Source organism: Pseudomonas subflava, assembly GCF_023823685.1.
GTDB classification, from domain to species: Bacteria; Pseudomonadota; Gammaproteobacteria; order Pseudomonadales; family Pseudomonadaceae; genus Aquipseudomonas; species Aquipseudomonas subflava.
In genome coordinates this window covers 642,989-668,153 of record NZ_JAMXBF010000001.1, presented here as the reverse complement: position 1 = coordinate 668,153, position 25,165 = coordinate 642,989, and the positions used below count along the sequence as shown (strand labels likewise).

General features: G+C 68.1%; 20 protein-coding genes. 13 read left to right on the top strand and 7 right to left on the bottom strand.

Going from position 1 to position 25,165, the window contains the following annotated elements:
* The 3 genes from NF616_RS03155 to NF616_RS03145 form a co-directional block, all read left to right on the top strand.
* On the top strand, window positions 1-580 hold a 580-nt coding region (locus NF616_RS03155; protein ID WP_252271582.1), incomplete at its 5' end, for a methyl-accepting chemotaxis protein.
* A 113-nt stretch (window positions 581-693) separates the two neighbouring features.
* Entirely contained in the window at window positions 694-1,425 is a 732-nt protein-coding gene (locus NF616_RS03150) for a 1-acylglycerol-3-phosphate O-acyltransferase (RefSeq protein ID WP_252271581.1), read from the top strand.
* Window positions 1,426-1,522: 97 nt separating this feature from the next.
* Entirely contained in the window at window positions 1,523-2,497 is a 975-nt protein-coding gene (locus NF616_RS03145; protein WP_252271580.1) for a magnesium and cobalt transport protein CorA, read from the top strand.
* Here the strand turns inward: NF616_RS03145 and NF616_RS03140 are convergent.
* Window positions 2,475-3,551, bottom strand: a complete 1,077-nt coding sequence (locus tag NF616_RS03140; protein ID WP_252271579.1) for a GGDEF domain-containing protein — start codon at window positions 3,549-3,551, stop codon at window positions 2,475-2,477. The genes NF616_RS03145 and NF616_RS03140 overlap by 23 nt on opposite strands.
* Window positions 3,552-3,670: 119 nt before the next feature.
* A complete protein-coding gene (locus NF616_RS03135) occupies window positions 3,671-4,399 on the bottom strand; it encodes an amidotransferase (protein ID WP_252271578.1) in 729 nt (242 codons plus the stop codon).
* 345 nt (window positions 4,400-4,744) lie between these two features.
* Here NF616_RS03135 and ptrC point away from each other — a divergent pair, with 345 nt between their 5' ends.
* A complete protein-coding gene (ptrC, locus tag NF616_RS03130) occupies window positions 4,745-4,954 on the top strand; it encodes a type III secretion system co-regulatory protein PtrC (RefSeq protein ID WP_252271577.1) in 210 nt (69 codons plus the stop codon).
* A 10-nt stretch (window positions 4,955-4,964) separates the two neighbouring features.
* Here ptrC and NF616_RS03125 read toward each other — a convergent pair whose 3' ends face one another.
* The 3 genes from NF616_RS03125 to NF616_RS03115 all read right to left on the bottom strand — a co-directional run bounded on the left by NF616_RS03125 (window position 4,965) and on the right by NF616_RS03115 (window position 9,302).
* Window positions 4,965-5,738: a substrate-binding periplasmic protein gene (locus tag NF616_RS03125; protein ID WP_252271576.1), complete on the bottom strand. Its 774-nt coding sequence runs from the start codon at window positions 5,736-5,738 to the stop codon at window positions 4,965-4,967.
* A 102-nt stretch (window positions 5,739-5,840) separates the two neighbouring features.
* Window positions 5,841-7,985 carry a 3-hydroxyacyl-CoA dehydrogenase NAD-binding domain-containing protein gene (locus NF616_RS03120; RefSeq protein ID WP_252271575.1) on the bottom strand — a complete coding sequence of 715 codons (2,145 nt, stop codon included), beginning with the start codon at window positions 7,983-7,985 and terminating at the stop codon, window positions 5,841-5,843.
* Window positions 7,986-8,096: 111 nt separating this feature from the next.
* Complete coding sequence (locus tag NF616_RS03115) at window positions 8,097-9,302, bottom strand: acetyl-CoA C-acetyltransferase (protein WP_252271574.1); 1,206 nt, start codon at window positions 9,300-9,302, stop codon at window positions 8,097-8,099.
* 621 nt (window positions 9,303-9,923) lie between these two features.
* On the opposite strand from NF616_RS03115, the gene NF616_RS03110 reads away from it, so the two are divergent.
* The gene (locus NF616_RS03110) at window positions 9,924-10,274 is read left to right on the top strand and encodes a rhodanese-like domain-containing protein (protein ID WP_252271573.1); all 351 of its coding nucleotides are present in this window, start codon (window positions 9,924-9,926) and stop codon (window positions 10,272-10,274) included.
* A 1-nt stretch (window position 10,275) separates the two neighbouring features.
* Complete coding sequence (locus NF616_RS03105; protein ID WP_252271572.1) at window positions 10,276-11,097, top strand: c-type cytochrome; 822 nt, start codon at window positions 10,276-10,278, stop codon at window positions 11,095-11,097.
* 59 nt (window positions 11,098-11,156) lie between these two features.
* Here the strand turns inward: NF616_RS03105 and NF616_RS03100 are convergent, their stop codons facing one another.
* Window positions 11,157-11,882: a type 1 glutamine amidotransferase gene (locus tag NF616_RS03100; protein WP_252271571.1), complete on the bottom strand. Its 726-nt coding sequence runs from the start codon at window positions 11,880-11,882 to the stop codon at window positions 11,157-11,159.
* Between the two features lie 188 nt (window positions 11,883-12,070).
* Window positions 12,071-16,933 carry an NAD-glutamate dehydrogenase gene (locus tag NF616_RS03095; RefSeq protein WP_252271570.1) on the bottom strand — a complete coding sequence of 1,621 codons (4,863 nt, stop codon included), beginning with the start codon at window positions 16,931-16,933 and terminating at the stop codon, window positions 12,071-12,073.
* A 258-nt stretch (window positions 16,934-17,191) separates the two neighbouring features.
* Here NF616_RS03095 and NF616_RS03090 point away from each other — a divergent pair, with 258 nt between their 5' ends.
* From NF616_RS03090 to NF616_RS03060, 7 genes are all read left to right on the top strand, one after another.
* The gene (locus tag NF616_RS03090) at window positions 17,192-18,079 is read left to right on the top strand and encodes a DUF1353 domain-containing protein (protein WP_252271569.1); all 888 of its coding nucleotides are present in this window, start codon (window positions 17,192-17,194) and stop codon (window positions 18,077-18,079) included.
* Window positions 18,080-18,141: 62 nt separating this feature from the next.
* Complete coding sequence (locus NF616_RS03085; RefSeq protein WP_252271568.1) at window positions 18,142-19,101, top strand: AAA family ATPase; 960 nt, start codon at window positions 18,142-18,144, stop codon at window positions 19,099-19,101.
* Window positions 19,102-19,342: 241 nt separating this feature from the next.
* Window positions 19,343-20,284: a DUF58 domain-containing protein gene (locus tag NF616_RS03080; protein WP_252271567.1), complete on the top strand. Its 942-nt coding sequence runs from the start codon at window positions 19,343-19,345 to the stop codon at window positions 20,282-20,284.
* Window positions 20,281-20,778, top strand: coding sequence for a DUF4381 domain-containing protein (locus NF616_RS03075; protein WP_252271566.1), 498 nt, complete (start codon window positions 20,281-20,283; stop codon window positions 20,776-20,778). The genes NF616_RS03080 and NF616_RS03075 overlap by 4 nt, the downstream gene beginning before the upstream one ends.
* Complete coding sequence (locus NF616_RS03070) at window positions 20,771-21,790, top strand: vWA domain-containing protein (protein ID WP_252271565.1); 1,020 nt, start codon at window positions 20,771-20,773, stop codon at window positions 21,788-21,790. The genes NF616_RS03075 and NF616_RS03070 overlap by 8 nt, the downstream gene beginning before the upstream one ends.
* Window positions 21,790-23,547: a VWA domain-containing protein gene (locus NF616_RS03065; RefSeq protein ID WP_252271564.1), complete on the top strand. Its 1,758-nt coding sequence runs from the start codon at window positions 21,790-21,792 to the stop codon at window positions 23,545-23,547. Before NF616_RS03070 ends, NF616_RS03065 begins: the two co-directional genes overlap by 1 nt.
* Window positions 23,544-25,157 carry a BatD family protein gene (locus NF616_RS03060; protein ID WP_252271563.1) on the top strand — a complete coding sequence of 538 codons (1,614 nt, stop codon included), beginning with the start codon at window positions 23,544-23,546 and terminating at the stop codon, window positions 25,155-25,157. Before NF616_RS03065 ends, NF616_RS03060 begins: the two co-directional genes overlap by 4 nt.
* The last annotated feature ends 8 nt before the right edge of the window (window positions 25,158-25,165 follow it).

The window sequence follows — 25,165 nt, the reverse complement described above, 5'->3', positions numbered from 1 at the left end:
CCTGGCCGACGAGATGGACGACACCGGCCACGCCATCAACGAGCTGGCCAAGCTCAGCCACAACATCGAGTCGATTCTCTCGGTGATCACCAGCATCGCCGACCAGACCAACCTGCTGGCGCTCAACGCCGCCATCGAGGCGGCACGCGCTGGCGAGTCCGGCCGCGGCTTCGCGGTGGTCGCCGACGAGGTGCGCTCGCTGGCCTCGCGCACGCAGCAGTCGACCCAGGAAATCCGCCAGATGATCGACCAGCTGCAGACCGGCGTGCGCCAGGCCGAGGCACGCATGCAGCAGAGCCGCGATACCGCCAGCCGGACCGCCGACGACGCCAGCGCCGCCAACGACATGCTCGGGCGCATCCGCGAGGCGATCACACGCATCAACGACATGAACCTGCAGATCGCCACCGCCGCCGAACAGCAGAGCGCCACCACCGAGGAGATCAACCGCAACACCACCAACATCCGCGACATCAGCCACGAGGTGGCCGGCGGTGCCGAGCAGCAGGTGCGCCAGTGCGCGATGATGGTCGAGCAGGTCGGCGAGCAGGATCGCCTGCTGGGCCGCTTCCGCGTCTAACGCCGGCCAACGCGCTGGAAATGCGCGGTAATAATTGCTGATCGGGGTCAATTGCTGAATGCAGTGCACGCCCGTACACTGCGCGCCTTTTTGTCTGTCAGCGGGCCTTACCGATGCTTTTCCTCGCGCGCATGTTGTTGATGGGTGTGCACTTCATCATTGCCGGCACGCTCGGCCTGCTCCTGGGCCTGTGCCGGCCCTTCAACCCGGACAACAGCCGCCTCTGCGCGCGCCTGTATTCGCTGCCCGCCCTGTGCATGCTGCGCCTGAAGCTCAAGGCTGACGTGAAGAGCCTGTTCGGCCAGGACCGGCCCTGCGTGATCGTCGCCAATCACCAGTCCAACTACGACCTCTACGTGCTCGGCCGCGTGGTGCCGCCGCGCACCGTGAGCATCGGCAAGAAGAGCCTGAAGTGGGTGCCCTTCTTCGGCCAGCTGTACTGGCTGGCCGGCAATGTGCTGATCGACCGCGGCAACGGCCGCAAGGCCAAGCAGGCCATGCTGCAGACCACCGAGACCCTGCAACAGCGCGACACCTCGATCTGGGTGTTCCCGGAAGGCACGCGCAACCTGGGCAAGGGCCTGCTGCCGTTCAAGAAGGGCGCCTTCCAGATGGCCATCGCCGCCGGCGTGCCGATCATCCCGGTGTGCGTCAGCACCTATGCCGGGCGCTTCCGGCTCAACCGCTGGAGCAGCGGCAAGGTGATGATTCGCTCGCTGCCGGCCATCCCCACCCTGGGGCTGACCCTGGACGACCTGCCGCAACTGATGGAGCGCTGCCAGCAGATGATGCGCGAGTGCATCGAGCAGCTCGACGGCGCCGTCGCGGCCAAGGCCGCGGCCTGACGCCTCGCGCTGAACGAGGCCCGACTCCCGCCGGGCCTTTTGCTACCTGAGCCACGTCCTGGGTTAAGCTGCGGCATCGCCACGCAGAGGACACTCCATGGGTCAGGTCGTTGCCGCCGCCGCGTACCACAAGGGCAAGAAGGTCGCCGACATCACGCTCGACGAGGGGCGCAGCTGGGCCTCACGGCCCGATCATTTCGTCTGGATCGGCCTGCGCGACCCCGGCAGCCCGGAACTGAGCGTGCTGCAGCAGCAGTTCGACCTGCACGAACTGGCGATGGAAGACGCCATCGCCCAGCACACCCGCCCCAAGCTGGAGATCTTCGGCGACGCCCTGTTCATGGTGCTGTACTCGCCGATCCGCCGCCCGAACGGCCGCCTGGAGTTCGTCGAGACCCAGCTGTTCGCCGGCAAGGGCTACGTGATCAGCGCCCGCTACGGCGACTCCGCGCCCTACTCCACCGTGCGCCAGCGCTGCGAGGCGCGGCCGCTGCTGCTCGAGCACGGCGAAGACTTCGTGCTCTATGCCCTGCTCGCCTTCGTCATCGAGAATTACCGGCCGCTGCTGGACTGCATCCACGTCGAGCTGGAAGACATCGAGCAGACGGTGCTCAGCCGCCCCTTGACCCAGGCGGACGTGGAGCGCATCCACGCCCTGCGCCGCGACCTGCTGCGCCTGCGCCGCCAGGTGGCGCCACTGTCGGAGATCTGCCAGGAGCTGCAGCAGCTCGACTTCCCCTTCATCGACAAGCACATGCGGCCGTACTTCCGCGACATCGCCATCCACGTCAACCGCCTGCTGGAAGACCTCACCGGCCTGCGCGAGATGGCCGACCACGCCATCGAGATCGGCCTGCTGCTGGAGTCCTCGCGGCAGAGTCTGACCCAGCGCAAGTTCGCCGCCTGGGCGGCGATCCTGGCGTTTCCCACGGCGGTGGCGGGCATCTACGGGATGAACTTCGACTACATGCCGGAGCTGACCTGGCACTACGGCTATTTCGGCGTGCTCGGCGTGGTCGGCCTCGGTTGCGTCGGGCTGTTCGCCAACTTCAAGCGGATGGGCTGGCTGTAGCGCTCGCGCGGCGGCTGCGCTTGTCCGCGTACATGCGCTCGTCGGCGCGGGCCAGCACGTCGTCCAGGGTCACTCCGGTGCAATCCTCAACCTCGACCAGGCCGATGCTGGCGGCCAGCGGAAACAGCTGACCTTCCTCGTTGCAGGCGGCGATGGCCTGCTGCAGGCGCCGGCACAGGTTGTCGCCGGCCAGGCCCGGGGCCAGCACGCAGAACTCGTCGCCACCCATGCGCGCCGCCACGTCGGCCTCGCGCAGCACCGAGCGCAACACCTCGGCGGCGCAGCGCAGCAGTGCGTCGCCGGCCTCGTGGCCGGCCTGGTCGTTGACCTGCTTGAGGCCGTCCAGGTCCATCAGCATCAGGGTGTAGCCGCCGCCGTAGCGCGCCGCATGGCGCAGCGCCTGGTCGGCCAGCAGGTAAAAGCCGCGGCGGTTGTGCAGGCCGGTCAGCTCGTCGGTCATCGACAGCCGGTGGATACGGTCGTAGGCCTGCTGCAGCTCGCGGGTGCGCTCCTGCACGCGGTGGTCGAGGTGCTGGGAGAGCCGCACGTTCTCCAGGGCGATGGAGGTGGAGTCGGCCAAGGCCTGCAGCAGTTGCACCTCTTCCGCGCAGGGCTGGTGCGGCGCGGCCCAGTAGTTGCCGATGGCGCCGATCGGCTCGCGGCTGCGGATCGGCACCATCACCAGGCTCTGCACGAAGGTCGGCCGGTAGGCATCGTGGGGAATGCGTGAGTCGGCATAGATATCCGGGATCACCGCCTGCTCGCCGTGGAGCATCACCCAGCCGCTGATGCAGGATTCCATGGGGAAGCGCTTGCCCTTCCACAGCGGGCTCACGGCGTCCTCGTCGGCGTAGTAGCACAGATCGCCTTCGCGCAGCACGAAGGTCGCGCCATCGCAGCCGGTCAGCCGCCGGGCGGCGCGGCGGATGATGTCCTGCACGTTCTCCAGATCACGCGCCAGGGACAGCTCCTGCACCACCTGCAGCAGATGGAACATGCCCTGCTGGTAGCGCTCGCTGCTCCAGGGGGTACTGCCGAGTGGCTCGCTGTGCATCGTCTGTCCGCCGTGTCGCGCCCACCGCGGAAGAACCGGGCCGCACGCAGCATTGGGAAATCGGGTAGCCCGTGGGCTACGGGAAGTCGCCGGGCGGCAGCACTGCCGCCCGCGTTGCATCAGGCCGACTGGGCCTGCTTGCCCTGGGCCACGAAGCGCATCATCCATTCGGCCACGGTGACACCCTGGTGCTGACTCGCGAGGCTCTCCACCGCCTTGCTGTAGACCGGCTCGCCGATGCACCGCTGGCGAATGTCGAGCAGGGCGCGGGAGTAGTCGTGAACGAACTCCGGGTGGCCCTGGAAGCACAGGACCTGGTCCTCGATGCAGTAGGCCGCCACCGGGCAGAACGGGCTGGAGGCCAGCAGGGTGGCCTTTTCCGGCAGCGCGGTGACCTGGTCCTGGTGGCTGATCAGCAGGGTCAGCTGTTCCAGCGCCGGGCTCATCCACTGCGCCTGCTGCTTCATCTCGTAGTTGTGGATGCCCACGCCCCAGCCCTGGGTGGCGCGCTCGGCGCGGCCGCCGAGCAGCAGCGCCAGCAACTGGTGCCCGAAGCAGATGCCGAGCAGCTTGTCGCCGGCCTCGTAGCGCTCCAGCAGGTAGGTCTTCAGCGTCTGGATCCACGGATCGCTGCCGAACGAGTCGGCCTTGCTGCCGGTCACCAGGTAGGCGTCGTAGCGCTCTTGCGCGGCCGGGTAGTGGCCCTGCACCACGTTGAAGACCTCGAAGGCCGCCTCGACCGGCTGCTGAGCGAACAGGCGCTCGAACATGCGGCCGTAGCCCTGATATTGGTCGATGAGTTCGGGGCGGAGTACATCGGTTTCCAGAATGCAGATACGCAGGGACATGGAGCGGACTACCTGAGACAGCCGAGGTGATGGGGAGAGGTGGCTAGCGTGCATCGAAGCGGTGTCGGAACGCAACAGCCACGGGGCCTGCGGCGACATCCGGCAATTATCAGCGGCCTCGATACCTACCATGCCCACCATTCACTTCTGTCGATGCAGCGGCTCGGCAACCATGCAGCCGTACCCAGCCACTTTCCCAAGGAGAAAAAACCATGAGCAGCTTCGCCGCCCTCGCCAGCCTGATCGCCGCCTCCGCCTTCCACAGCGTTCCGGCCACCAACCCGCAACCGCAACAGGCTCGCGCCCGCCAGTAACCCTGGCGGCGCTTCATTCGGAGGATCGACCATGACCATCACCGAAGCCTTCTCCAGCAGCAACACCTATGGCATCACCTACGTCAGCCTGACCGACTCCGGCCTGCACTTCGAATCCGAAGCCGCGGTGCACATGGACGACGGCAGCCTGCTGACCCTGCGCATGCCGACCCGGCAGAACGAGAAGATGTCCATCCACTCCGTGGTGTGCATGCAGAACGGCTGGTGCCAGGCCGCCTGAGCGACGCCGCTCAGCGAACGCTCAGGCGCCGCGCCAGCTCGTCGCCCAGGTGCCGGGCGAGGATGCGCTGCCAGCTGCCGTCCGCACGCATGGCCGCGAAGGCCTGTCGCATCTGCGTACACAGCCGTTCGGCCTGCTGCAGCACCGGGCTGCCGGCGATGAAACTGTCGATCGAGCCCAGTGGCTTGCCGGTCCTGATCTCGCTTTCGGCGTAGCCGAGACTGTGCCAGAGGTAGTGCACCCGCAGGTCGATCTCGTACCAGCTCAGCACCCGGCCGCCGTGCAGCATGCGCGCCGCCTGCTCCGGGTCCGTCACCTCCACCACCGCCTGCCCCGCCTTCTTCAGCGCCAGCGCCTCCTGCGCCCGCGGCGTGCCGCCCATCACCACCACCGGGCCGGCGGCGAGCGCCTCGTCGAGCGTGTCGAAGCCCTGCCGCGGGCTGGCCAGCACGTAGGAGGTGGACACCACATCGAGCAGCCAGACGAAGCCACGCTCACGCCCGGCAGTGCGCCCCAGGTTGAGCACGATGCCGTAGGGGTCGTGGGCCACCGTCACCTGCACCCGCTTCCACGGCACGCTGTGATAGAGGCATTCGCGTTGCAGGCGGCGGCAGAGTTCGGCCATCAGGTCGCCGAACAGTCCGCGGTTGCGCGGATCGTCGTCGGCGAAGGGCATCTGCCCCTGACCGACGTAGACATTCAGCGGCGGTTCGGCCGCGGCCAGGCCGCCGCTCAACAGCAACCCCGCCAGTAGCAGCGCCCCGATTTCCGATCTGCTGTTCACACGCCCTCTGCACTCCTGGACCGCGCCTGCGAGCACGATGACAGAAAGCCCGAAAAAGCAAAACCGGCCACGCGGGCCGGTTCTGTTTGCAGCGGGTCGAGATCAGAAGCCCTCGCCCTTGGCCGCCTTCTCCAGCAGCAGGGCCGGCGGCAGGAAGCGCTCGCCGTACTGCTCGGCCAGGTACTGGGCGCGGGCGACGAAGTCCTTCACCCCGTACTGATTGATGAACTGCAGCGCACCGCCGGTCCAGGCGGCGAAGCCGATGCCGAAGATCGAGCCGATGTTGGCGTCGGCCACCGACTTCAGCACGCCCTCCTCCAGGCATCTCACCGTTTCGATGGCCTGGATAAACAGGATGCGATCACGCACGTCTTCCTGGGAGATCTGCGCATCGGCCTTCTCGAAACGGGCCTTGAGCTCCGGCCACAGGCGCTTCTTGCCACCTTCCGGATACTCGTAGAAGCCACCGCCAGCCGCCTTGCCCGGGCGCTTGTACTCCTTGAGCATCAGCTCGATGACGTCGAACGCCGGATGCTGCGGGATCTGCTTGCCCTCGGCGGCGAGGTCGGCAACGGTCTGCTGGCGGATGTGCTCCATCAGGCTCATCGACACTTCGTCGCTGATCGCCAGCGGGCCCACCGGCATGCCGGCCTTGCGCGCCTCGTTCTCGATCATCGCCGCGCTCACGCCCTCGCCGAGCATGGAGATGCCTTCGTTGGTGAAAGTGCCGAACACCCGCGAGGTGAAGAAGCCGCGGCTGTCCTCCACCACGATCGGGGTCTTCTTGATCTGCAGCACGTAGTCGAAACCACGGGCCAGGGTCTCGTCGCTGGTCTTGGCGCCACGGATGATCTCCACCAGCGGCATCTTGTCGACCGGGCTGAAGAAGTGCAGGCCGATGAACTTGTCCTGCTTCTGCACCGCGGTGGCCAGGCCGGTGATCGGCAGGGTCGAGGTGTTGGAGGCGACCACGGCATCCGGCAGCGCGGCGGCCTCGGCGGCGGCATTGACCTTGGCCTTGAGGTTGCGGTCCTCGAACACCGCCTCGATGATCAGGTCGCAGCCTTCGAGGTCGGCATCGCTGGCGGTCGGCTTGATGCGGGCGAGGAAGGCGTCACGCTTGTCGGCGGTCATGTGGCCTTTGCTGACCTTCTTGTCGAGCAGCTTGGCCGAATAGGCCTTGCCCTTCTCCGCCGCCTCGATGGACACGTCCTTGAGCACCACTTCGATGCCGGCGGCCGCCGACACATAGGCAATACCGGCCCCCATCATGCCGGCGCCGAGCACGCCGACCTTCTTGGTCACGTACTGGGGGATGCCCTGCGGGCGCGAGCTGCCGGCATTGATCTCGTTCAACTGGAACCAGAAGGTGCCGATCATGTTCTTCGCCACCTGGCCGGTGGTCAGTTCGGTGAAGTAGCGCGCCTCGATCAGCTGTGCGGTGTCGAAGTCGACCTGCGCACCCTCGACGGCGGCGCACATGATCTTCTCCGGCGCCGGGAAGCAGCCCTTGGTCTTGTCACGCAGCACGCTCGGGGCGATGGCCAGCATCTGCGCCACGGCCGGGGTGCTCGGCGTGCCGCCGGGGATCTTGTAGCCCTTCACGTCCCACGGCTGCGCAGCAGTCGGGTTGGCGACGATCCAGGCACGAGCCTTGGCCAGCATCTCTTCTTGGGTCGCGGCGATATCGTGGATCAGGCCGGCCTTGAGCGCGGCGTCCGGGCGCACCTTCTTGCCTTCGGCCAGGTACGGCAGGGCCTTTTCCAGGCCGAGGATGCGCACCATGCGCACCACGCCGCCACCGCCCGGCAGCAGTCCGAGGGTCACTTCCGGCAGGCCCAGCTGCACGCTGGAGCTGTCCAGGGCAATGCGGTGGTGGCAGGCCAGGCAGATTTCCCAGCCGCCGCCCAGCGCGGCGCCGTTGATCGCGGCCACTACCGGCTTGCCCAGGGTCTCCAGGCGGCGCAGCTGGCCCTTGATGTTGAGGATCATGTCGTAGAACGGCTTGGCGTCGGCCTTAGTGACCTTGATCAGCTCGTTGAGGTCGCCGCCGGCGAAGAAGGTCTTCTTCGCCGAGGTGACGATCACGCCAGCGATGGAGTCCTTCTCGGCCTCCAGGCGCGCCACGGTGGCGCCCATGGCCTCGCGGTATACCGCGTTCATGGTGTTGGCGCTCTGGCCGGGCATGTCGATGGTCAGGACGACGATATTGTCCTGGCCCTTTTCGTAACGGATGGCGTCAGTCATTTTTCATTCCTCGAATCCGGAGGGCCGCGTAGGGTGGAAAACCCGCAAAGCGGTTTTCCACCGGGGCGACTTCTGGTGGATGAGCTTCGCGTCATCCACCCTACAAATCGGTCAGATGCGTTCGATGATGGTCGCGATGCCCATGCCGCCGCCCACGCAAAGGGTGGCCAGGCCGTAGCGCAGCTCGCGCTTCTCCAGCTCATCCAGCAGGGTGCCGAGGATGGCGCAACCGGTGGCGCCCAGCGGGTGCCCCATGGCGATGGAGCCGCCGTTGACGTTGACCTTGTCCTCGCTTACGCCCATGTCCTTCATGAACTTCATCACCACCGAGGCGAAGGCCTCGTTGACCTCGAACAGGTCGATGTCTTCCACCGAGAGCCCGGCCTTGGCCAGCGCCTTGCGGGTGGCCGGCGCCGGGCCGGTGAGCATGATGGTCGGGTCGGTACTGGTCACCGCGGTGGCGACGATGCGCGCACGCGGTTTGAGGCCCAGCTCCTTGCCCTTGGCCGGGGTGCCGATCAGCATCAGCGCCGCGCCGTCGACTATCCCTGAGCTATTGCCCGGAGTGTGCACGTGCTCGATGCGCTCGACATGGCTGTACACGCGCAGCGCGGTGGAGTCGAAGCCCATCTGGCCCATCATCTCGAAGCTCGGCTTGAGCTTGCCCAGGCCCTCGAGCGTGCTGTCACCGCGAATGAATTCGTCGTGATCGAGGATGACGATGCCGTTCTGGTCGGTCACGGGAATCAGCGACTTGGCGAACGAGCCATCGGCGCTGGCACGCGCGGCCTTCTGCTGCGAGCGCAGGGCGAAGGCGTCTACATCGCTGCGGCTGAAGCCTTCCAGGGTGGCGATCAGATCGGCGCCGATACCCTGCGGCACGAAGCTGGTATGGATATTGGTTTCCGGGTCCATCACCCAGGCACCGCCGTCGGAGCCCATCGGCACGCGCGACATGGACTCCACGCCGCCGACCACCACCAGATCCTCGAAGCCGGAGCGCACCTTCATCGCGCCCATGTTCACCGCCTCCAGGCCCGAGGCGCAGAAACGGTTGAGCTGCACGCCGGAGACGCTGACGTCCCAGTCCGCCACCATCGGCGCGGTTTTGGCGATATCGGCGCCCTGGTCGCCCACCGGAGTCACGCAGCCGAGCACGATATCGTCGACCTGGCGGGTATCCAGGCTGTTGCGCTCCTGCAGCGCACGCAGCAGGCCGGCTACCAGATTGACCGGCTTGACGCTGTGCAGCGCGCCGTCCTTCTTGCCCTTGCCGCGCGGCGTGCGCACGGCGTCGAAAATATATGCTTCGGTCATGACGTCCTCGGTACATGGCAGCGGCGGATGCCGGGTCGCCTTACCTTAATTCCCCGTCCCGCGGACTCAATGACCGATGCGCTCAGCCCCGTTGACCATTGGGCTCAGACGAGCGGTCGTCGCCGCCAGTGCCACGCTTCGCTGGGCCGCGGCCCCTCTGGCTTGCGGCATGCCGCCTGGTGACCTGACCGGAGCCAATAACCACAGCGTTCAAGCTATTCGCCGCTAGAAACCAAGTCGTCTAAGGCGGCTGTGACCGGCCCCCTAGCCTTAAACGTGCAAGGTGCCGTCGCCGGGTTTTGCCGGGACGGCTTTTTTATCCGCGCCACGGTGTTCGCCCCGTCCGCAGCGTGCTACGGGCACAGGCCGGAACGCCTACAAGAACAAAGGCAGTCGCATCATGTTCAAACGAGACAAGTACCGGCAGGCAAGCCTGATCGTTCTCGCCACCACCGTCATCCTGATCCTGCCCAACGTCCCCCGTCTGGTCAGCTGATCGTCCTTATACTCGCCGTGGCCCGATGCCGTCGCTGCTCGGGCCGCGGAACAACCCCTCCCACATCTCTGCCGCAGGCGCCGCTGTGCTAGCGTGGAATCCCCTCCACGCCCGAGGCCATCGCCATGCGTACCCTGTTGCTCAGCCTGAGCCTCTGCCTGCCCCTCGCCCACGCCGGCGAAATCGACCAGCCCGCCGCCCTCGCCGCCCTGGAGCAACCGAATGCCGTGCTGATCGACGTGCGCACCACGGAGGAGTTCGCCGACGGCGCCCTGCCCGGCGCATCGCTGATTCCCCACGAACAGATCGCCCGGCGCATCGCCGAAGTGGCGCCAGACAAGGACGCCCCCATCGTCCTCTACTGCCGCAGCGGCCGACGCTCCGGCATCGCCCAGGACCGCTTGCTGGAGCTGGGCTACAACAACGTGATCAACGCCGGCAGCTACGACCACCTGCAACCCGCACTCAAGGACTGATATGCACAACCCGCTCAAATATATTGCCCACCTGCCTCTGCTCGCCGCCCTGCTGGCGCCTGCCGCCTGGGCCGCCGAACTCAAGCTGGAACTCGCCAGCGGCAGCCGCAGCTGGAGCACCGAACAGTTGCTCGCCCATCCCCGGGCCCGGCAGATCGAAATTCCCGCAGACGTGGCCTACAAGCGCGACATGACCTACCGCGCCGTACCGCTGGCCGCCCTGCTCGACGGTGTACAACCCGGCGACCACCTGCAAGCCGTGGCCCTGGACGGTTTCGCCGCCGAACTCCCCGCCGCCCCGCTACTCGGCACCCAGGGCGCCCGCGCCTGGCTGGCGGTGGAAGACCCGGCCCAGCCATGGCCCGCCCTGGCCACCGGCAAGCCCAGCGCAGGACCTTTCTATCTGGTGTGGCAGAACCCGGAAGCCGCGCAGATCGGTCCGGAGCAGTGGCCGTTTCAGGTTTCCACCTTCCGCCTGCTCGCCCCGGTGGCGAAGCGTTTTCCCGCGCTGCTGCCGGCGGCCGATGCCAACGCCGAGGTGCGGGCGGGGTTCGCGGTGTTCCAGAAGAACTGCCTGGCCTGCCACCGCCTGAACGGCGCGGGAGATTCGCAGTTCGGGCCGGACCTGAATATTCCGCATAACCCGACGGAGTATTTCGCGGGGGATTTTCTGCGGCGGTACATTCGTGATCCGCAGAGCCTACGGAAATGGCCGCAGGGGCGGATGCCGGGGTTTAGTCGGGAGGTTTTAAGCGATAAGGAGCTGGAACAGTTGATTGGGTATCTAGGGCATATGGTCGGGCGGAAAGGCAGCCCCAAGTAGCGAGGAGCAAGAGGTCCGACCTGCGCCCCGCGGCCTATCCGAACGGCGCGCCTTAAGGTTCAACGCACCTGAGCCAATCCCCGCTCGCCGAACGCCAGGCGCAGCCAGTGCCGATAGAATCCCTCGGCCACGCTGTTCAGCGCCGCGATCCGGGCCGGCAGGTCGGTGAGCATCTGCCGTGGGCTCTGCTGGCTCGGCTGGGTCTCGTCGAGCAGGTGCGACCAGTCGCGCAGCCAGTTGCGCACCAGGTCTTCGGTCACTTCCGGGTGGCCCTGCAGGGCCAGCACCTTGTTACCCCAGGCGAAGGCCTGGTTCGGGCACCAGGGGCTGGAGAGCAACCACTCGGCGCCGGGCGGCAAGTCGAAGGTGTCGCTGTGCCACTGGTACACGGGGAACTCGCGCGGCAGGTGCGCCAGCCAGGGATTGTCGGCGTCGCGCCGCTCGAGCGGCTGCCAGCCCGCCTCGGTATAGGGCATGCGATGCACCGCGGCGCCCAGGGCGCGGGCAATCAGTTGGCCGCCGAGGCAGTGGCCAATCAGGGGAATGTCGCGCTGGATGAAACGCTGTAGCGCGGCGATCTCCACCGCGATCCACGGCAGGTCGTCGTTGACGCTCATCGGCCCGCCCATCACCGCCACCGCGCGGGGGCGCTCCAGGTCGTAGCCGTCCAGCTCGCCGAGGTCGGTGCGCAGCACCGTGAAGTCGAGACCCTGCGCGTCCAGCATGGTCGCGAGATGGCCCGGAGCACAATAATCGACGTGGGTCAGAATCAGGATGTCGGTCATGACTACTCTCCGTTGTCCGCTTGCCGAGGCAAGGCCCGTGCCGGAACACGAACCTCGCCTCGGCGCGACGAACCGATTGTGTCGAGCGGGCTAACCGAAGCCGTACAGGCGGAGCCACCTCCGCCGGCGCAGACACGCACCGGCGAGAGAGTGTTCCCCTTCCCCGGGCGGGAAAGGGGCCGCACGCATCAGGAAACGCGCACGCTCTGGTTGTCGCTCTGCGCCAGGTCCATCAACTCGCGACTGGCCACGGTGTACATGGCGTAGTCGGTGCCGGTGGCCGCGCGCAGCTCGGCGAGCATGGCCAGCCAGCGTTGCACCAGGGTCTTGTGCTGCTCCAGCCAGTAGGCAACGCGCTCCTCGATGTCCTTCGGACCTTCGGCCATCTGCAGCACGGCGATGGTGATCGCCCGCTGCTGACCGTCCAGGTCGTCGCGGAAGGCTTCGCGGGCCAGGGCCTGCCAGTTGTTTTCCACCGGCAGGCCGGTGATCTGCTGCAGGTACCAGGTCAGCTCCAGCGCGCCGCCCACGGCGAAGTAGGCGGTGGCCACTTCGCTGGCATCCTTGCCGGCAACGTCGGCGGCCTCGATGATCGGCAGCAGGGTGTACAGGTGGCTGGTGCCAGCGACCACGCGGGCCAGGTCCTCCGGCGCGCCGGCCTCGACGAACGCCTGGTAGCGCGCCAGCCACTGCTCGCGGGCCGGGCCTTCGAGCAGCTCGTCCAGACGCCCGGCCAGCTCGGCCACGCGCGGGGCGAAATGGCCAACGTCGCGGGCGGCATCCAGGTTCTCGCGGCGGCTGCGCAGGAACCAGCGGGTGGCGCGGCGGCCCAGGCGCATCAGCTCGTCCATCAGCTGCAGCTGCAGCTCGGCCGGCACCTTATAGTCCAGCGCCTCGATCTGCCTCCACCAGTGCGGCAGACGGAACACGTCGCGCACGATGACATAGGCGCCGGCGACGTTGGCCGCGCTCATGCCGGTGGACTCCTTCAGGCGCTGCACGAAGGTGATGCCCATGTGGTTGACCAGGTCGTTGGCGATCTGCGTGCTGACGATCTCGCGCTTCAGGCGATGGCGGCGCATGGCCTCGCCGAACTTCTGGGTCAGGCGCGCCGGGAAGGCGGTCTCCATCTCGCGGGCGAGGTAGTCGTCGTCCGGCACCAAGGATTTCAGCAGCGCTTCCTTGAGGTCGATCTTGCTGTAGGAGATCAGCACCGACAGCTCCGGTCGGGTCAGGCCGCGGCCGCTGGCGGCGCGCTCGTTGAGCTCGTCGTCGGTGGGCAGGAATTCCAGCGCGCGGTCCAGCTTGCCGGCCGCCTCCAGCGCCGCCATCAGGCGCTTGTACTCGGCCAGGCGTTCGCGGGCGCGGCGCTCGGCCAGGGACAGGGCCTGGGTCTGCTTGTAGTTGTTGCCCAGCACCAGGTTGCCGACGTCGTCGGTCATCTCGGCCAGCAGCGTGTTGCGCTGCTTGCCGGTCATGTCGCCGGCCGCGACGATCTCGCCGAGCAGGATCTTGATGTTCACCTCGTGGTCGGAGCAGTCCACGCCGCCGGCGTTGTCGATGAAGTCGGTGTTGCTGGCACCGCCGTTGAGGCCGTACTCGACGCGGCCGAGCTGGGTCATGCCGAGGTTGCCGCCCTCGCCCACCACCTTGGCGCGCAGTTCGTTGCCGTTGACGCGCAGGCCGTCGTTGGCCTTGTCGCCGACGTCGGCATGGCTCTCCTTGCTCGACTTGACGTAGGTGCCGATGCCGCCGTTCCACAGCAGGTCGACCGGCGCCTTGAGCAGCGCGTTGATCAGCTCGTTGGGCGCCAGCTTGTCGGCGGCGATGTCGAAGCGCGCCTTCATCTGCGGGCTGATGGCGATGCTCTTGGCACTGCGCAGGAAGATGCCGCCGCCCTCGGATATCAGCTTGGCGTCGTAGTCGGCCCAGGACGAGCGCGGCAGGGCGAACATGCGCTGGCGCTCGGCGAAGCTTCTGGCCGGGTCCGGATTCGGGTCGATGAAGATGTGCAGGTGGTTGAAGGCCGCGACCATCTGCAGCTGGTCCGACAGCAACAGGCCGTTGCCGAACACGTCGCCGGCCATGTCGCCGATGCCGATCACGGTGACCGGGTCCTTCTGCACGTCGATGCCGCGCTCACGGAAGTGGCGCTGCACCGAGACCCAGCCGCCCTTGGCGGTGATGCCCATGCCTTTGTGGTCGTAGCCGGCCGAGCCGCCGGAGGCGAAGGCGTCGCCCAGCCAGAAGCCGTAGTCCTGGGCGATGCCGTTGGCGATGTCGGAGAAGGTCGCGGTGCCCTTGTCGGCTGCCACCACCAGGTAGGGGTCGTCCGGGTCGTGGCGCACCACGCCTTCGGGCGGCACCACCTTGCCTTCCTTGAGGTTGTCGGTGACGTCGAGCAGGCCGCTGATGAAGATGCGGTAGCAGGCGATGGCCTCGGCCTGGATATCGTCGCGCGAGCCGCCCACCGGCAAGCGACGCGGGATGAAGCCGCCCTTGGCGCCCATGGGCACGATCACCGCGTTCTTCACCTGCTGCGCCTTGACCAGGCCCAGCACCTCGGTGCGGAAGTCCTCCTCGCGGTCGGACCAGCGCAGGCCGCCGCGGGCCACGTCGCCGAAGCGCAGGTGCACGCCCTCGACGCGCGGGCAGTAGACGAAGATCTCGTACTTCGGCACCGGCCGCGGGATCTCCGGGATCAGCCGCGGGCTGAGCTTGAAGCTGAAGTAGTGCTTGGCCTGGCCGTCGGCACCGTTCTGGAAGAAGTTGGTGCGCAGGGTGGCCTTGATCAGGTCCAGGTAGCGCCGCAGGATGCGGTCCTCGTTGAGCACCGCGACGTTGTCCAGCGCGGCGAGGATGGCCTGCTCGAGCTTCTGCTGCTTGTCCTCCAGATCCTCGGCGGACAGCTTGCGCGCCAGGTAGAAGCGAGTGCGGAACAGGCGCACCAGCTCCTTGGCGATGTCGGCATGATTCACCAAAGTCGACGCGATATAGCCGAGGTCGAAGCCCAGGCGGATCTGCTTGAGGTAGCGGGCGTAGGCACGCAGCAGCGCCACGTCGCGCCAGGGCATGGCGGCGCTCAGCACCAGGCGGTTGAAGCCATCGTTCTCGGCCGCGCCCTCGACGATGCGCACGAAGGCGTCCTGCAGGGTCTCGTTGAGCTCCTGGATATCGACGCTGACGCCCTCGGCGGTGGTGAAGGCGAAGTCATGAATCCAGTACTCGCGGCCGTCGGCGCGGCGCAGCTTGTACGGGAACTCGCCGAGCACGCGCAGGCCGAGGTTCTCCAGGATCGGCAGCACGTCGGACAGCGGCAGCGGCGTGTCGGCGTGGTACAGCTTACAGTGCAATTCCTGGGCGCCCTGGGTCAGCGGCTGGTAGAAGCTCATCACCAGCGGGCGGCTGTCGGACAGGCTCAGCAAGTGCTGCATGTCCACCACCGCCGAATGCGGGGCGAAGCGCTCGGTGTAGCCGGCCGGGAAGCCCTTCGGGAAATCGGCCAGCACCTGGGTGCCCTGGGCCTCGCCGAAGCTGTCGACGGTCAGGCTGGCGTAGTCGTCCTTCCACGAGCGGCAGGCCTGGATGACTTCCTTCTCCAGGCGCACCGGGTCGATCTGCACGCGGTTCTTCGGGTCAACCTTGAGGATGAACTGCACGCGCGCCAGCACGGATTCGGAGAAGTAGGTCCAGAACTCGCAGTCGCTGGCCTGCAGGCGGTCCATGAGGATCTGCTGGATCTTCAGGCGCGTCTCGGTGGAGTACACGTCGCGCGGCACATAGGCCAGGCAGTAGGCGAAGCGGCCGTAGGGGTCGCGGCGCAGGAACAGGCGCAGCTTGTTGCGCTCCTGGATCTGCACGATGGAGATCGCGGTGTTGAACAGGTCGTCCACCGGGGTCTGGAACAGATCATCGCGCGGCAGCACTTCCAGCACCTGCTCGAGTTCCTTGCCCAGGTGCGCCTTGCGGTCGAAGCCGGAACGCTCGGCGATCACATCGACCTTGCGGCGGATGTAGGGGATGCGGCTGACGCTCTGGGCGTACACCGCGGAGGTGTACAGGCCCATGAAGCGGCATTCCTTGATGACGTTGCCCTTGGCGTCCAGCTCACGGATGGAGACGAAGTCCGGGTAGGCCGGGCGGTGCACGCGGCTCGGCGTGGCGGCCTTGGCGAAGGACAGCAGCACCGGCTTGCGCAGGTACTCGACGGCCTCTTTCTCGATGTGCACGTCGTCCCTGGTCAGCCCTGGGCGCAGGCGCTTGGACAGGCCCAGCAGCGACGACTCGTCGTACACCAGATAGCCACCGTCCTTCTCGTCAACGACGGTGAACTCCTCGTAACCGAGGAAGGTGAAGTGGTTGTCCAGCAGCCAGGCCAGGTAAGTCTTGACCTCCGCCAGCTCGGCGCCATCGACCTTGAGCTTGGCCTTGTCCAGCCAGGCCAGCAGTTGCTCGGCCTTGGCCTTCATCGGCGCGAAGTCGGCCACCGCCAGGCGCACTTCCTCCAGCACGTCCTGGATGCCCTTCTCCAGCGCACGCAGCTCGCTGACATTGGCGCAGCGGTCGATCTCCAGGTACATCAGCGCCTCGTGGCGCACGTCCTCGCCATTACTGCCCTTGGCCAGGATCTGCTGCAGCTCGCCAGCCTTGCCGCGCTTCACGCTGAACACGCTGTTCTGCAGGGTGTGGATGCTGTAGCCGCGACGGTTCAGCTCCATGCGCACCGAGTCGACCAGGAACGGCAGGTCTTCGTGCAGGACTTCCACGGCGGTGTGGGTCGACTGCCAGCCGTGCTTCTCGTAATCGGGGTTGTACACCCGCACCACCGGCTTGGCGGCGTCGAAACGCTCCAGCAGGCGCCAGGAAGACAGGGTGCTGCCGGCCAGGTCGCCGAGGCGGCGCTGGGTGAGCTCATCGAGGGAAACGATGCCGAAGAACTGTTCGGCGAAGAGCGCCACTTGTGGCAGCGCCTCGTCGCCGACGTGCTGGGCCAGGGCCGCTCGCAGTTGCTGCTGGAAGTCGGCTTTGCTGGCCGCGGTGAAGAACGCCATGGTAATGCTCCACTGGACTTGTTGTTCGTGAGGTGACGCGCTTTGCGCGGGGTTCAAGGCAGTCTAGGCGATCCCCGGAACCCGACGGTGCGCGCGTCGACCATCAGGTCACGGCAAGCTTAGCGACAGCCCATGGCGGCTGGATTGCGGCGGCGCGACATATTCGTTCATCGACCGACGATGGCGCGCCGGCGCGTCTGCCACGGGCTCGGCGCCGGCATGCTATGTTGCGCCTCCACGACCTCCGGAAGGGAATGCATGCTGTCTCCACTCCGCCGCCGTCTGGTCCTCCATTTCGGCAACCTGCTGATCACCGCGATCGGCCTGGCCCTGCTCGGCCTGGCCGCCTGGCTGCGCCCGGGCCTGGTACAGCCGCTGCTGTGGGCCGGCGTGCCGGTCTATTTCGGCGTGCTGCTGCCACGCTGGTTCGGGCGCCGCGAACGCCTGCGCCGGGCCGCCGCCACGCTGGCCGCCGACCAGGAAAAGTGGGGCTTCGCCAGCCGCAATCACTGGGGGCCCTGGCTCAACTACATCGACCAGCCGTATCTGCGCCGCTGCCCCGAGTTCGCCGGGCGCTACTTCTATGGCGAATGGCTGGTGATCCACGACGGCCTGCTGATCGTCAATCCGGGCCACTCGACCGTGGACCTCGCGCGCCAGGAGGTTCGCTACGACTTCGCCCGCCCCACCACCTACGCCTGGGACGGCTGCACGCCCAAGGTGCCGTTCTACTGGCTGGCGATCATCGGCATTCCCGACTGGTGGGAAAAGCCGCACCCGGTGCTGCAGCTGCGCGGCGGCGCGCTCTGCGAGGCGGAGGTGTTCTGGCCGCTGGCGCACCCGGCGAGCCTGGTGCACGACGCCCTGTACCAGTACCTGAACGCCGCGCCGGTGGCCAAGCACGAGGCCGACCTGCTGTTTTTTCGCATGCTGCGCGAAGCCGGCATGGCCTGGCCGCTGGCATTCGCCTACTACCTGGCCGTGCGCCTGCTCGGCGCGCCGGAGGTGCGCGGCCCGCGGCCGGGCAACAGCCTGTTGCGCTGCGTCGGCGAGCTGCCGGGCGATGGCTCGGCGGCGCCGGCGCGAAGCGGAACTGGTCGGCAGAGCCCGGCCGAAGACATGCCAGCCACGGCTCCGATGCAGTAGAGTTAGCAGCCCCTTTGGGGTGAATTCGACGATTCGTCAGTCCCTTTCCAGGAAAATTCCCGATGGAACATCGTGAGGCGCTCGTCGCGCTGCGGCAATTTCTCGCCACCCAGATTCTCGGCCAGGACAAGCTCGTCGAGCGCCTGCTGATCGCCCTGCTCGCCGACGGCCACATGCTGGTGGAAGGCGCGCCGGGCCTGGCCAAGACCAAGGCCATCAAGGAGCTTTCCGAGGGCCTCGAGGCCGAGTTCCACCGCATCCAGTTCACCCCCGACCTGCTGCCCGCCGACATCACCGGCACCGAGATCTACCGGCCGGAAACCGGCAGCTTCGTGTTCCAGCAGGGGCCGATCTTCCACAACCTGGTGCTGGCCGACGAGATCAACCGCGCCCCGGCCAAGGTGCAGTCGGCGCTGCTCGAGGCGATGGCCGAGCGCCAGGTCAGCGTCGGCCGCTCGACCTACGACCTGTCGCCGCTGTTCCTGGTGATGGCCACGCAGAACCCCATTGAGCAGGAGGGCACCTATCCCCTGCCCGAGGCCCAGCTCGACCGCTTCCTGATGCACGTGAAGATCGGCTTCCCGGACGCCAGCGTGGAACGCAAGATCCTCGCCCAGGCCCGTGGCGAGGCGCTGCACGGCGAGGCCAAGCCCGAGCACCGGGTCAGCCAGCAGGCGATCTTCGCCGCGCGCCAAGAGATCCTCGGCCTTTATATGGCCGACGCCGTGGAGGAATACCTGGTGCAACTGGTGATGGCCACCCGCACCCCGGCCAAGCACGACGCCGAGCTGGCCGAATGGATCGCCTATGGCGCCAGCCCGCGCGGCACCATCGCCCTGGACCGCTGCGCCCGCGCTCACGCCTGGCTGGCCGGCCGCGACTTCGTCAGCCCCGAGGACATCCAGGCGGTGCTGTTCGACGTGCTGCGCCACCGCATCATCCTGTCGTTCGAGGCGGAAGCCGCCGGCATCGACCAGGACCGCGTGGTGCAGCGCATCCTCGACGTGGTGGCGGTGGCCTGAGTGAAGCCGCCAGTCGTAGCCCGGATGCAATCCGGGGTGGCCCGCACTTCGCCCCCGGATTGCATCCGGGCTACCGGCTGCTCCCCTCTCCCGCCCGCGAGAGAAAGGTCGGGGGAGAGGGTACATGGCCACGCCGCCCTCTCCCCGACCCTCTCCAATCCGTGGGTGCCCGTAGCCCGGATGCAATCCGGGAATACGCATGCCGCCCTCCCGCTTTGCATCCGGGCCACGGGCTGACGCCATGCACGTGCAACCCACTCCACCGGGCATCCGCGTCAGCCTCGCCGAGTTGATCGAGATCCGCCATCGCGTGCGCGAGGTGCAGCTGTTCTCCACCCCGGCCCGGCGCAGCCCGCTGATCGGTCTGCACCACTCCAAGCTGCGCGGCCGCGGCGTCGACTTCGACCAGGTGCGCGTGTACCAGGCCGGCGACGACGTGCGCACCATCGACTGGCGCGTCACCGCGCGCACCCAGGAGCCGCACACCAAGCTGTTCCATGAGGAGCGCGAGCGGCCGATCTTCATCATGGTCGAGCAGAGCCGCCGGCTGTTCTTCGGCTCGGCCCTGCAGTTCAAGTCGGTGCTCGCCGCCCAGGCCGCCAGCCTGTTCGGCTGGGCCGCGCTGGCGCACAACGACCGCATCGGCGGCCTGGTGTTCGGCGATGCCGAGCACCACGAGATCAAGCCGCGTCGCAGCAAGCAGAGCCTGCTGCAGCTGCTCAACCGCCTGGCCCGCGCCAACCAGGCGCTGCACCCGGACGCCGTCGGCGAGCGCGACAGCTTCGGCCTGGCCCTGCGCCGCGCCCGCGAGGTGCTGCGCCCCGGCAGCCTGGTGGTGATCCTGTGCGACGAGCGCACCCTGAACGACGCCGCCGAACAGCAGCTGAGCCTGCTGGGGCGCCACACCGACCTGTTGCTGTTGCCGGTGTCCGATCCGCTCGACCATGACCTGCCCAACGCCGGCCTGCTGCGCTTCGTCGAACGCGGCGCGCGGCTGGAACTGGACACCCGCGGCGGCGACCTGCGCGTGGCCTATGGCGGCCTCGCCGAACAGCGCCGTGCGCGCTGGCAGCGCATGGCGCAGAAGCTCGGCGTGCCGCTGCTGGCGCTGTCCACCGCCGAGGATCTGGTCGAACAGCTGCGCGAACACCTCAGCGGGCCGCAGGCGGGCAAGCGTCCATGAATCCGCTCGATCAGCTGCAACCGACCATCGCCCCGCCGCCGGTGCCCTGGTGGCCGCCGGCGCCCGGCTGGTGGGCGCTGCTGGTGCTGGTGCCGTTGCTGCTCTGGGGCCTGTGGCTGCTGCGTCGCCACCTGCCGAAACGCACGCGGGCGCTGGAAGCGCAGGAGCAGCCGCTCGACCCGGCGCGCCAGGCCGCCCTGGCCGAGCTGGCGAGCCTGGTGCGTCCCTACGATGGGCAGCACGCCGGCCCCTGGCTGCAGCAACTCAATGCCCTGCTCAAGCGCTTGGCCCGTGCCCACTATCCGCACGACAACAGCCATGTGCTCAGCGGGCGCGCCTGGCTGGCCTTCCTCGACAACCGCTGCCCGGCCGCCGGCCTGACCCGCTGGATGGTGCTGGTGGAAGGCGGCTACCGCGGCCACTGCAGCCTCGACGACAAGGCCATCAACGGCCTCAATCAGGCCGTCGACACCTGGATCCGCAAGCATGTTTGAATTCGCCTGGCCCTGGGTCTTCCTGTTCGCCCCACTGCCCTGGCTGCTGCGCGCCCTGTTGCCGGCGGCGGACAGCGGCGAGGCGGCGCTGCGGGTCAGCTTCCTTGCCGAACTCGAAGGTCTCAGCGGCCGCCGCGCCCGTGCCCATCTGCCGGCCTGGCGCCAGCAGGCGCCCTTCGTCCTGCTGTGGATGTTGCTGGTCATCGCCGCGGCCCGGCCCGAATGGGTCGGCGAACCGCTGCCGCTGCCCACCAGCGGCCGCGACCTGTTGCTGGCGGTGGACGTGTCCGGCTCCATGGACCACGACGACATGGAATGGGAAGGCGAAAGCATCCAGCGCCTGGAGCTGGTCAAGCGCCTGTTCGGCGACTTCGTCGAGGACCGCCGCGGCGACCGCATCGGCCTGATCCTGTTCGGCAGCCGCGCCTACCTGCAGTCGCCGCTGACCTTCGACCGACGCACCGTGCGCACCTGGCTGGACGAAGCGCTGATCAACATCGCCGGGCCGCAGACCGCCATCGGCGACGCCATCGGCCTGGCGGTCAAGCGCCTGCGCCAGCGACCGGCCGACAGCCGCGTGCTGGTGCTGATCACCGACGGCGCCAACAACGGCGGCGAGATCGAACCCAAGGTCGCCGCACGCCTGGCCGCCGAGCAGCGGGTGAAGATCTACACCATCGGCATCGGCTCCGACCCGCAGCAGAGCGGCATCCTCGGCATGCTCGGGCTGAACCCGGGCGTGGACCTGGACGAAGCGACGCTGATCGACATCGCCGAGCAGACCGGCGGCAGCTATTTCCGCGCCCGCACCACCGAAGAGCTGCGGCAGATCGAGGAAACCCTTGACCGCCTGGAGCCGGCCGCCCAGCTGCCGACCCGAGCGCGGCCCGCCGAGGCGCTGTACCCCTGGCCGCTGGGCGCGGCGCTGCTGGTCAGCCTGTTGCTAGTAGCGCGGGAGCTGTGGCCGCAGCGCTGGCAGGCGCTGACCTCTCGCCTCGGGAGGTCGGCCTGATGGAGATGCTCTGGCCGCACTGGCTGCGCCCGTTCTGGCTGATTTTGTTGCCGCTGCTCGGCTGGCTGCTGTGGCTACTGTGGCACCGCGAACGACGCAGCGGGCGCTGGCAGCAGCTGTTGCCGGCCGCCTTCCAGGCAGTCTTGTTGAGCGGTGGGCGCGCACGCAGCAACAAGCTGCCGTGGGTCGCCCTCGGCCTGGCCTGGTTGCTCGCCCTGCTGGCGCTGCTCGGACCCAGTTGGCAGCGCCTGGAACAGGCCAGCCAGAAGCGCGCCGACCCGCTGGTAGTGCTGCTCGAACTCACCCCCGCGATGCTCGCCACCGACGCCACGCCGAATCGCCTGGAACAGGCCCGGCGCAAGCTGCTGGACCTGCTGCAGGCGCGCAACGACGCGCAGACGGCCATCGTCGTCTATGCCGGCAGCGCCCACACCCTGGTACCGCTGTCCGACGACCTGGCCACGGCGCGCAACCTGCTGGAGGCGATCCGCCCCTCGATCATGCCGGAGCCGGGTCGCCGCGCCGATCTGGCCGTGGCCAAGGCCCTGGCGCTGCTGGAACAGGGCGCCCAGGGACGCGGACGGCTGCTGCTGATCGGCAGCGCGCTGAGCGATGAGGAACGCCAAGGCATCCGCGCCGCCCTCGGCGACCGTGGCGAACGCCTGGCCATCCTCGGCGTCGGCACCGCTCAGGGCGCGCCGATCCGCGGCGAGGATGGCAGCCTGGTCAAGGGCGCCGACGGCGCGATCCTGGTCCCGCGCCTGGACGGCGCCGGTCTGCGCCGCTTCGCCGGCGAACTGGGCGGGCACTATCGCAAGGCACGCCTGGACGACAGCGACCTGCAGGGCCTCGACCTGCTCGACGGTCCGCAACAGCTGCGCGAAGGCGCGGAACCGACCCACCTGGCCGCCTGGGCCGACCAGGGCCACTGGCTGTTGCTGCCGCTATTGCTGATCGCCGCCTGTGCCGGCCGCCGCGGCTGGCTGTTCTGCCTGCCGCTGCTGTGCCTGGCGCCGCAACCGAGCTATGCGCTGGGCTGGGACGACCTCTGGCTGCGCCCCGACCAGCAGGGCCAGCGACTGCTCCAGGCGGACGAACCCAAGCGCGCCGCCGAGCGCTTCGAGGACCCGCAGTGGCAGGGCGAGGCGCTGTACCGCGCCGGCGACTATGCCGGCGCCGCCGAGCGCTTCGCCCGCTCCGACAGTGCCGCGGCCCATTACAACCGCGGCAATGCGCTGGCCAGGAGCAACGAGCTGGAGGCCGCCATCGACGCCTACGAGCAGGCCCTGGAGCGCCAACCGGAGCTGCAGCAGGCGCAGCAGAACAAGGCCCTGGTCGAGCAGTTGCTGCGCCAGCAACAGCAGCAACAGTCGCAGCAACAGGGCCAGGACTCGCCAAAGGAGGATGCGCAGCCGAATCCACAGAACGGCCAGCCGCAACCCGGCGCGGGCCAATCGAGCCCCGAACAGGATTCCAGCGAGGCCCCGGCGCAACCGCAGCCTTCCCAGGACGCCCAACAAGGCGAAGCGCAGCAAGCCCAGCAGCCGGGCCCGCAGAACGGCCAGGGCCAGTCGGCCCCGCAGGAGCCCGGCCAGGGCCAACCGGAGAATCCCTCGAACGGCGGCGTCGCACCGCTGGACGGCGAGCAGCGCGACGCGCTCGAACAGTGGCTGCGGCAGATCCCCGACAATCCGGGCGAGCTGCTGCGACGCAAATTCCTCTACGAACAACAGCAGCGCCAGGAACAGTCCCGATGAAACGCCTGCTCTGTGCCCTCCTCCTCTGCCTGCTCGGCACGCAGCTGTGGGCCGCCACCTTTTCCGCCACCGTCGACCGCGCCCGCCTGAAGGAAGGCGAGACCTTCGACCTGATCCTCGAATCGGACGACGCTACGCAGTTCGGCATGCCCGACCTGGCCCCGCTCGATCCGCTGTTCGAGCGCATCAGCACGCGCCAGGAAAACAACATGTCGAACCAGGGCTCCAGCACGCGCTGGATCGTCACCCTGCTGCCCAAGGAGACGGGCTTCGTGGTGGTGCCGCCGCTGACGCTGGGCGATGCCCGCAGCCAGCCGATCACCCTGCAGGTGGACGAGAGCGAAAGCGCCGGCAACGGCAAGCTGGCGCCCATCTTCATCGACGCCAGCCTGGACCAGGAAAGCGTCTACGTGCAGGCCCAGACGATGCTGACCCTGCGCATCTACCACTCGGTCTCGCTGTACGACGACAGCAGCCTGACCCCGCTGAGCATCCCCGGCGCACGCGTCGAACAGCTGGGCGAACCGCGCACCTTCGAGACCGACGTCAACGGCGTGCGCCACGGCGTGATCGAGCTGCGCTACGCCATCTTCCCGCAGCAGAGCGGCACGCTGACGATTCCCGCGCAGGAATTCAGCGCCACGCCGGTGCTGCGCGACCACAACTACAACCTCTTCGGCCCGCGCCCCGGACGCCTGACCCGGGTCAAGTCGCCGGAAATCCCGCTCACGGTCAAACCGCGTCCCGCCGCCTGGCCGGCCGACGCGCCCTGGCTGCCGGCCCGCGCGCTGAGCCTGAGCGAGGCGTGGAATCCCGAGCCGATCAACCCCAGCGTCGGCGACTCGCTGACCCGCAGCATCATGCTGCGCGCCGAGGGCCTGTCCAGCGCCCAGCTGCCACCATTGCCGACCCAGGACGGTCCGGGCCTGCGCCGCTACCCGGACCAGCCGCAGCAGCGCAACGAGATCAACGACAAGGGCCTGATCGGCAGCCGCGAAGAAAGCACGGCGCTGGTGCCGAGCCAGAGCGGCCGCGTCGACCTGCCGGAAGTCCGCGTGCTGTGGTGGAACACCGACGAGGATCGCCTGGAAACCGCCAGCCTGCCGGCGCGCACCCTGGACGTGGCGCGCAACCCCGCGCTGGAAGTCGAATCGCCGGTGAGCGTGCCGACGCCGCTGGCACAGCACAATCCGCTGCTCTGGGCCTGGCAACTGGCCTGTGCCCTGCTCGCCCTGACCACCACCCTGGGCTTCGGCCTGTGGTGGCACGCCAGGCGCCAGCCGGCGATCCTGCCGACCGCCCAGACCGGCCCCAGCCCGCGCACCCTGCTCGACGACCTCAAGCGCGCCTGCCAGGCCAACGACCCGCACGCCACCCGCCAGGCCCTGGATGCCTGGGCGCGCCAGCAGCCGGAGACCCTGGCCGACATGGCCGCCCGCTTCGCGCCGCTCTCCGACGCGCTCGACGGCCTCAACGGCGCGCTCTACAGCGAGACCGGCCACCAGTGGCAGGGCGAGAGCCTGTGGAAGGCGATCCGCAGCCTGCCGCCGCTGGAGGCGGTGGCCAACCCGCAGGAAGGCAGCGCGCTGCCGCCGCTGTACCCGCGCTGATCAGGAGA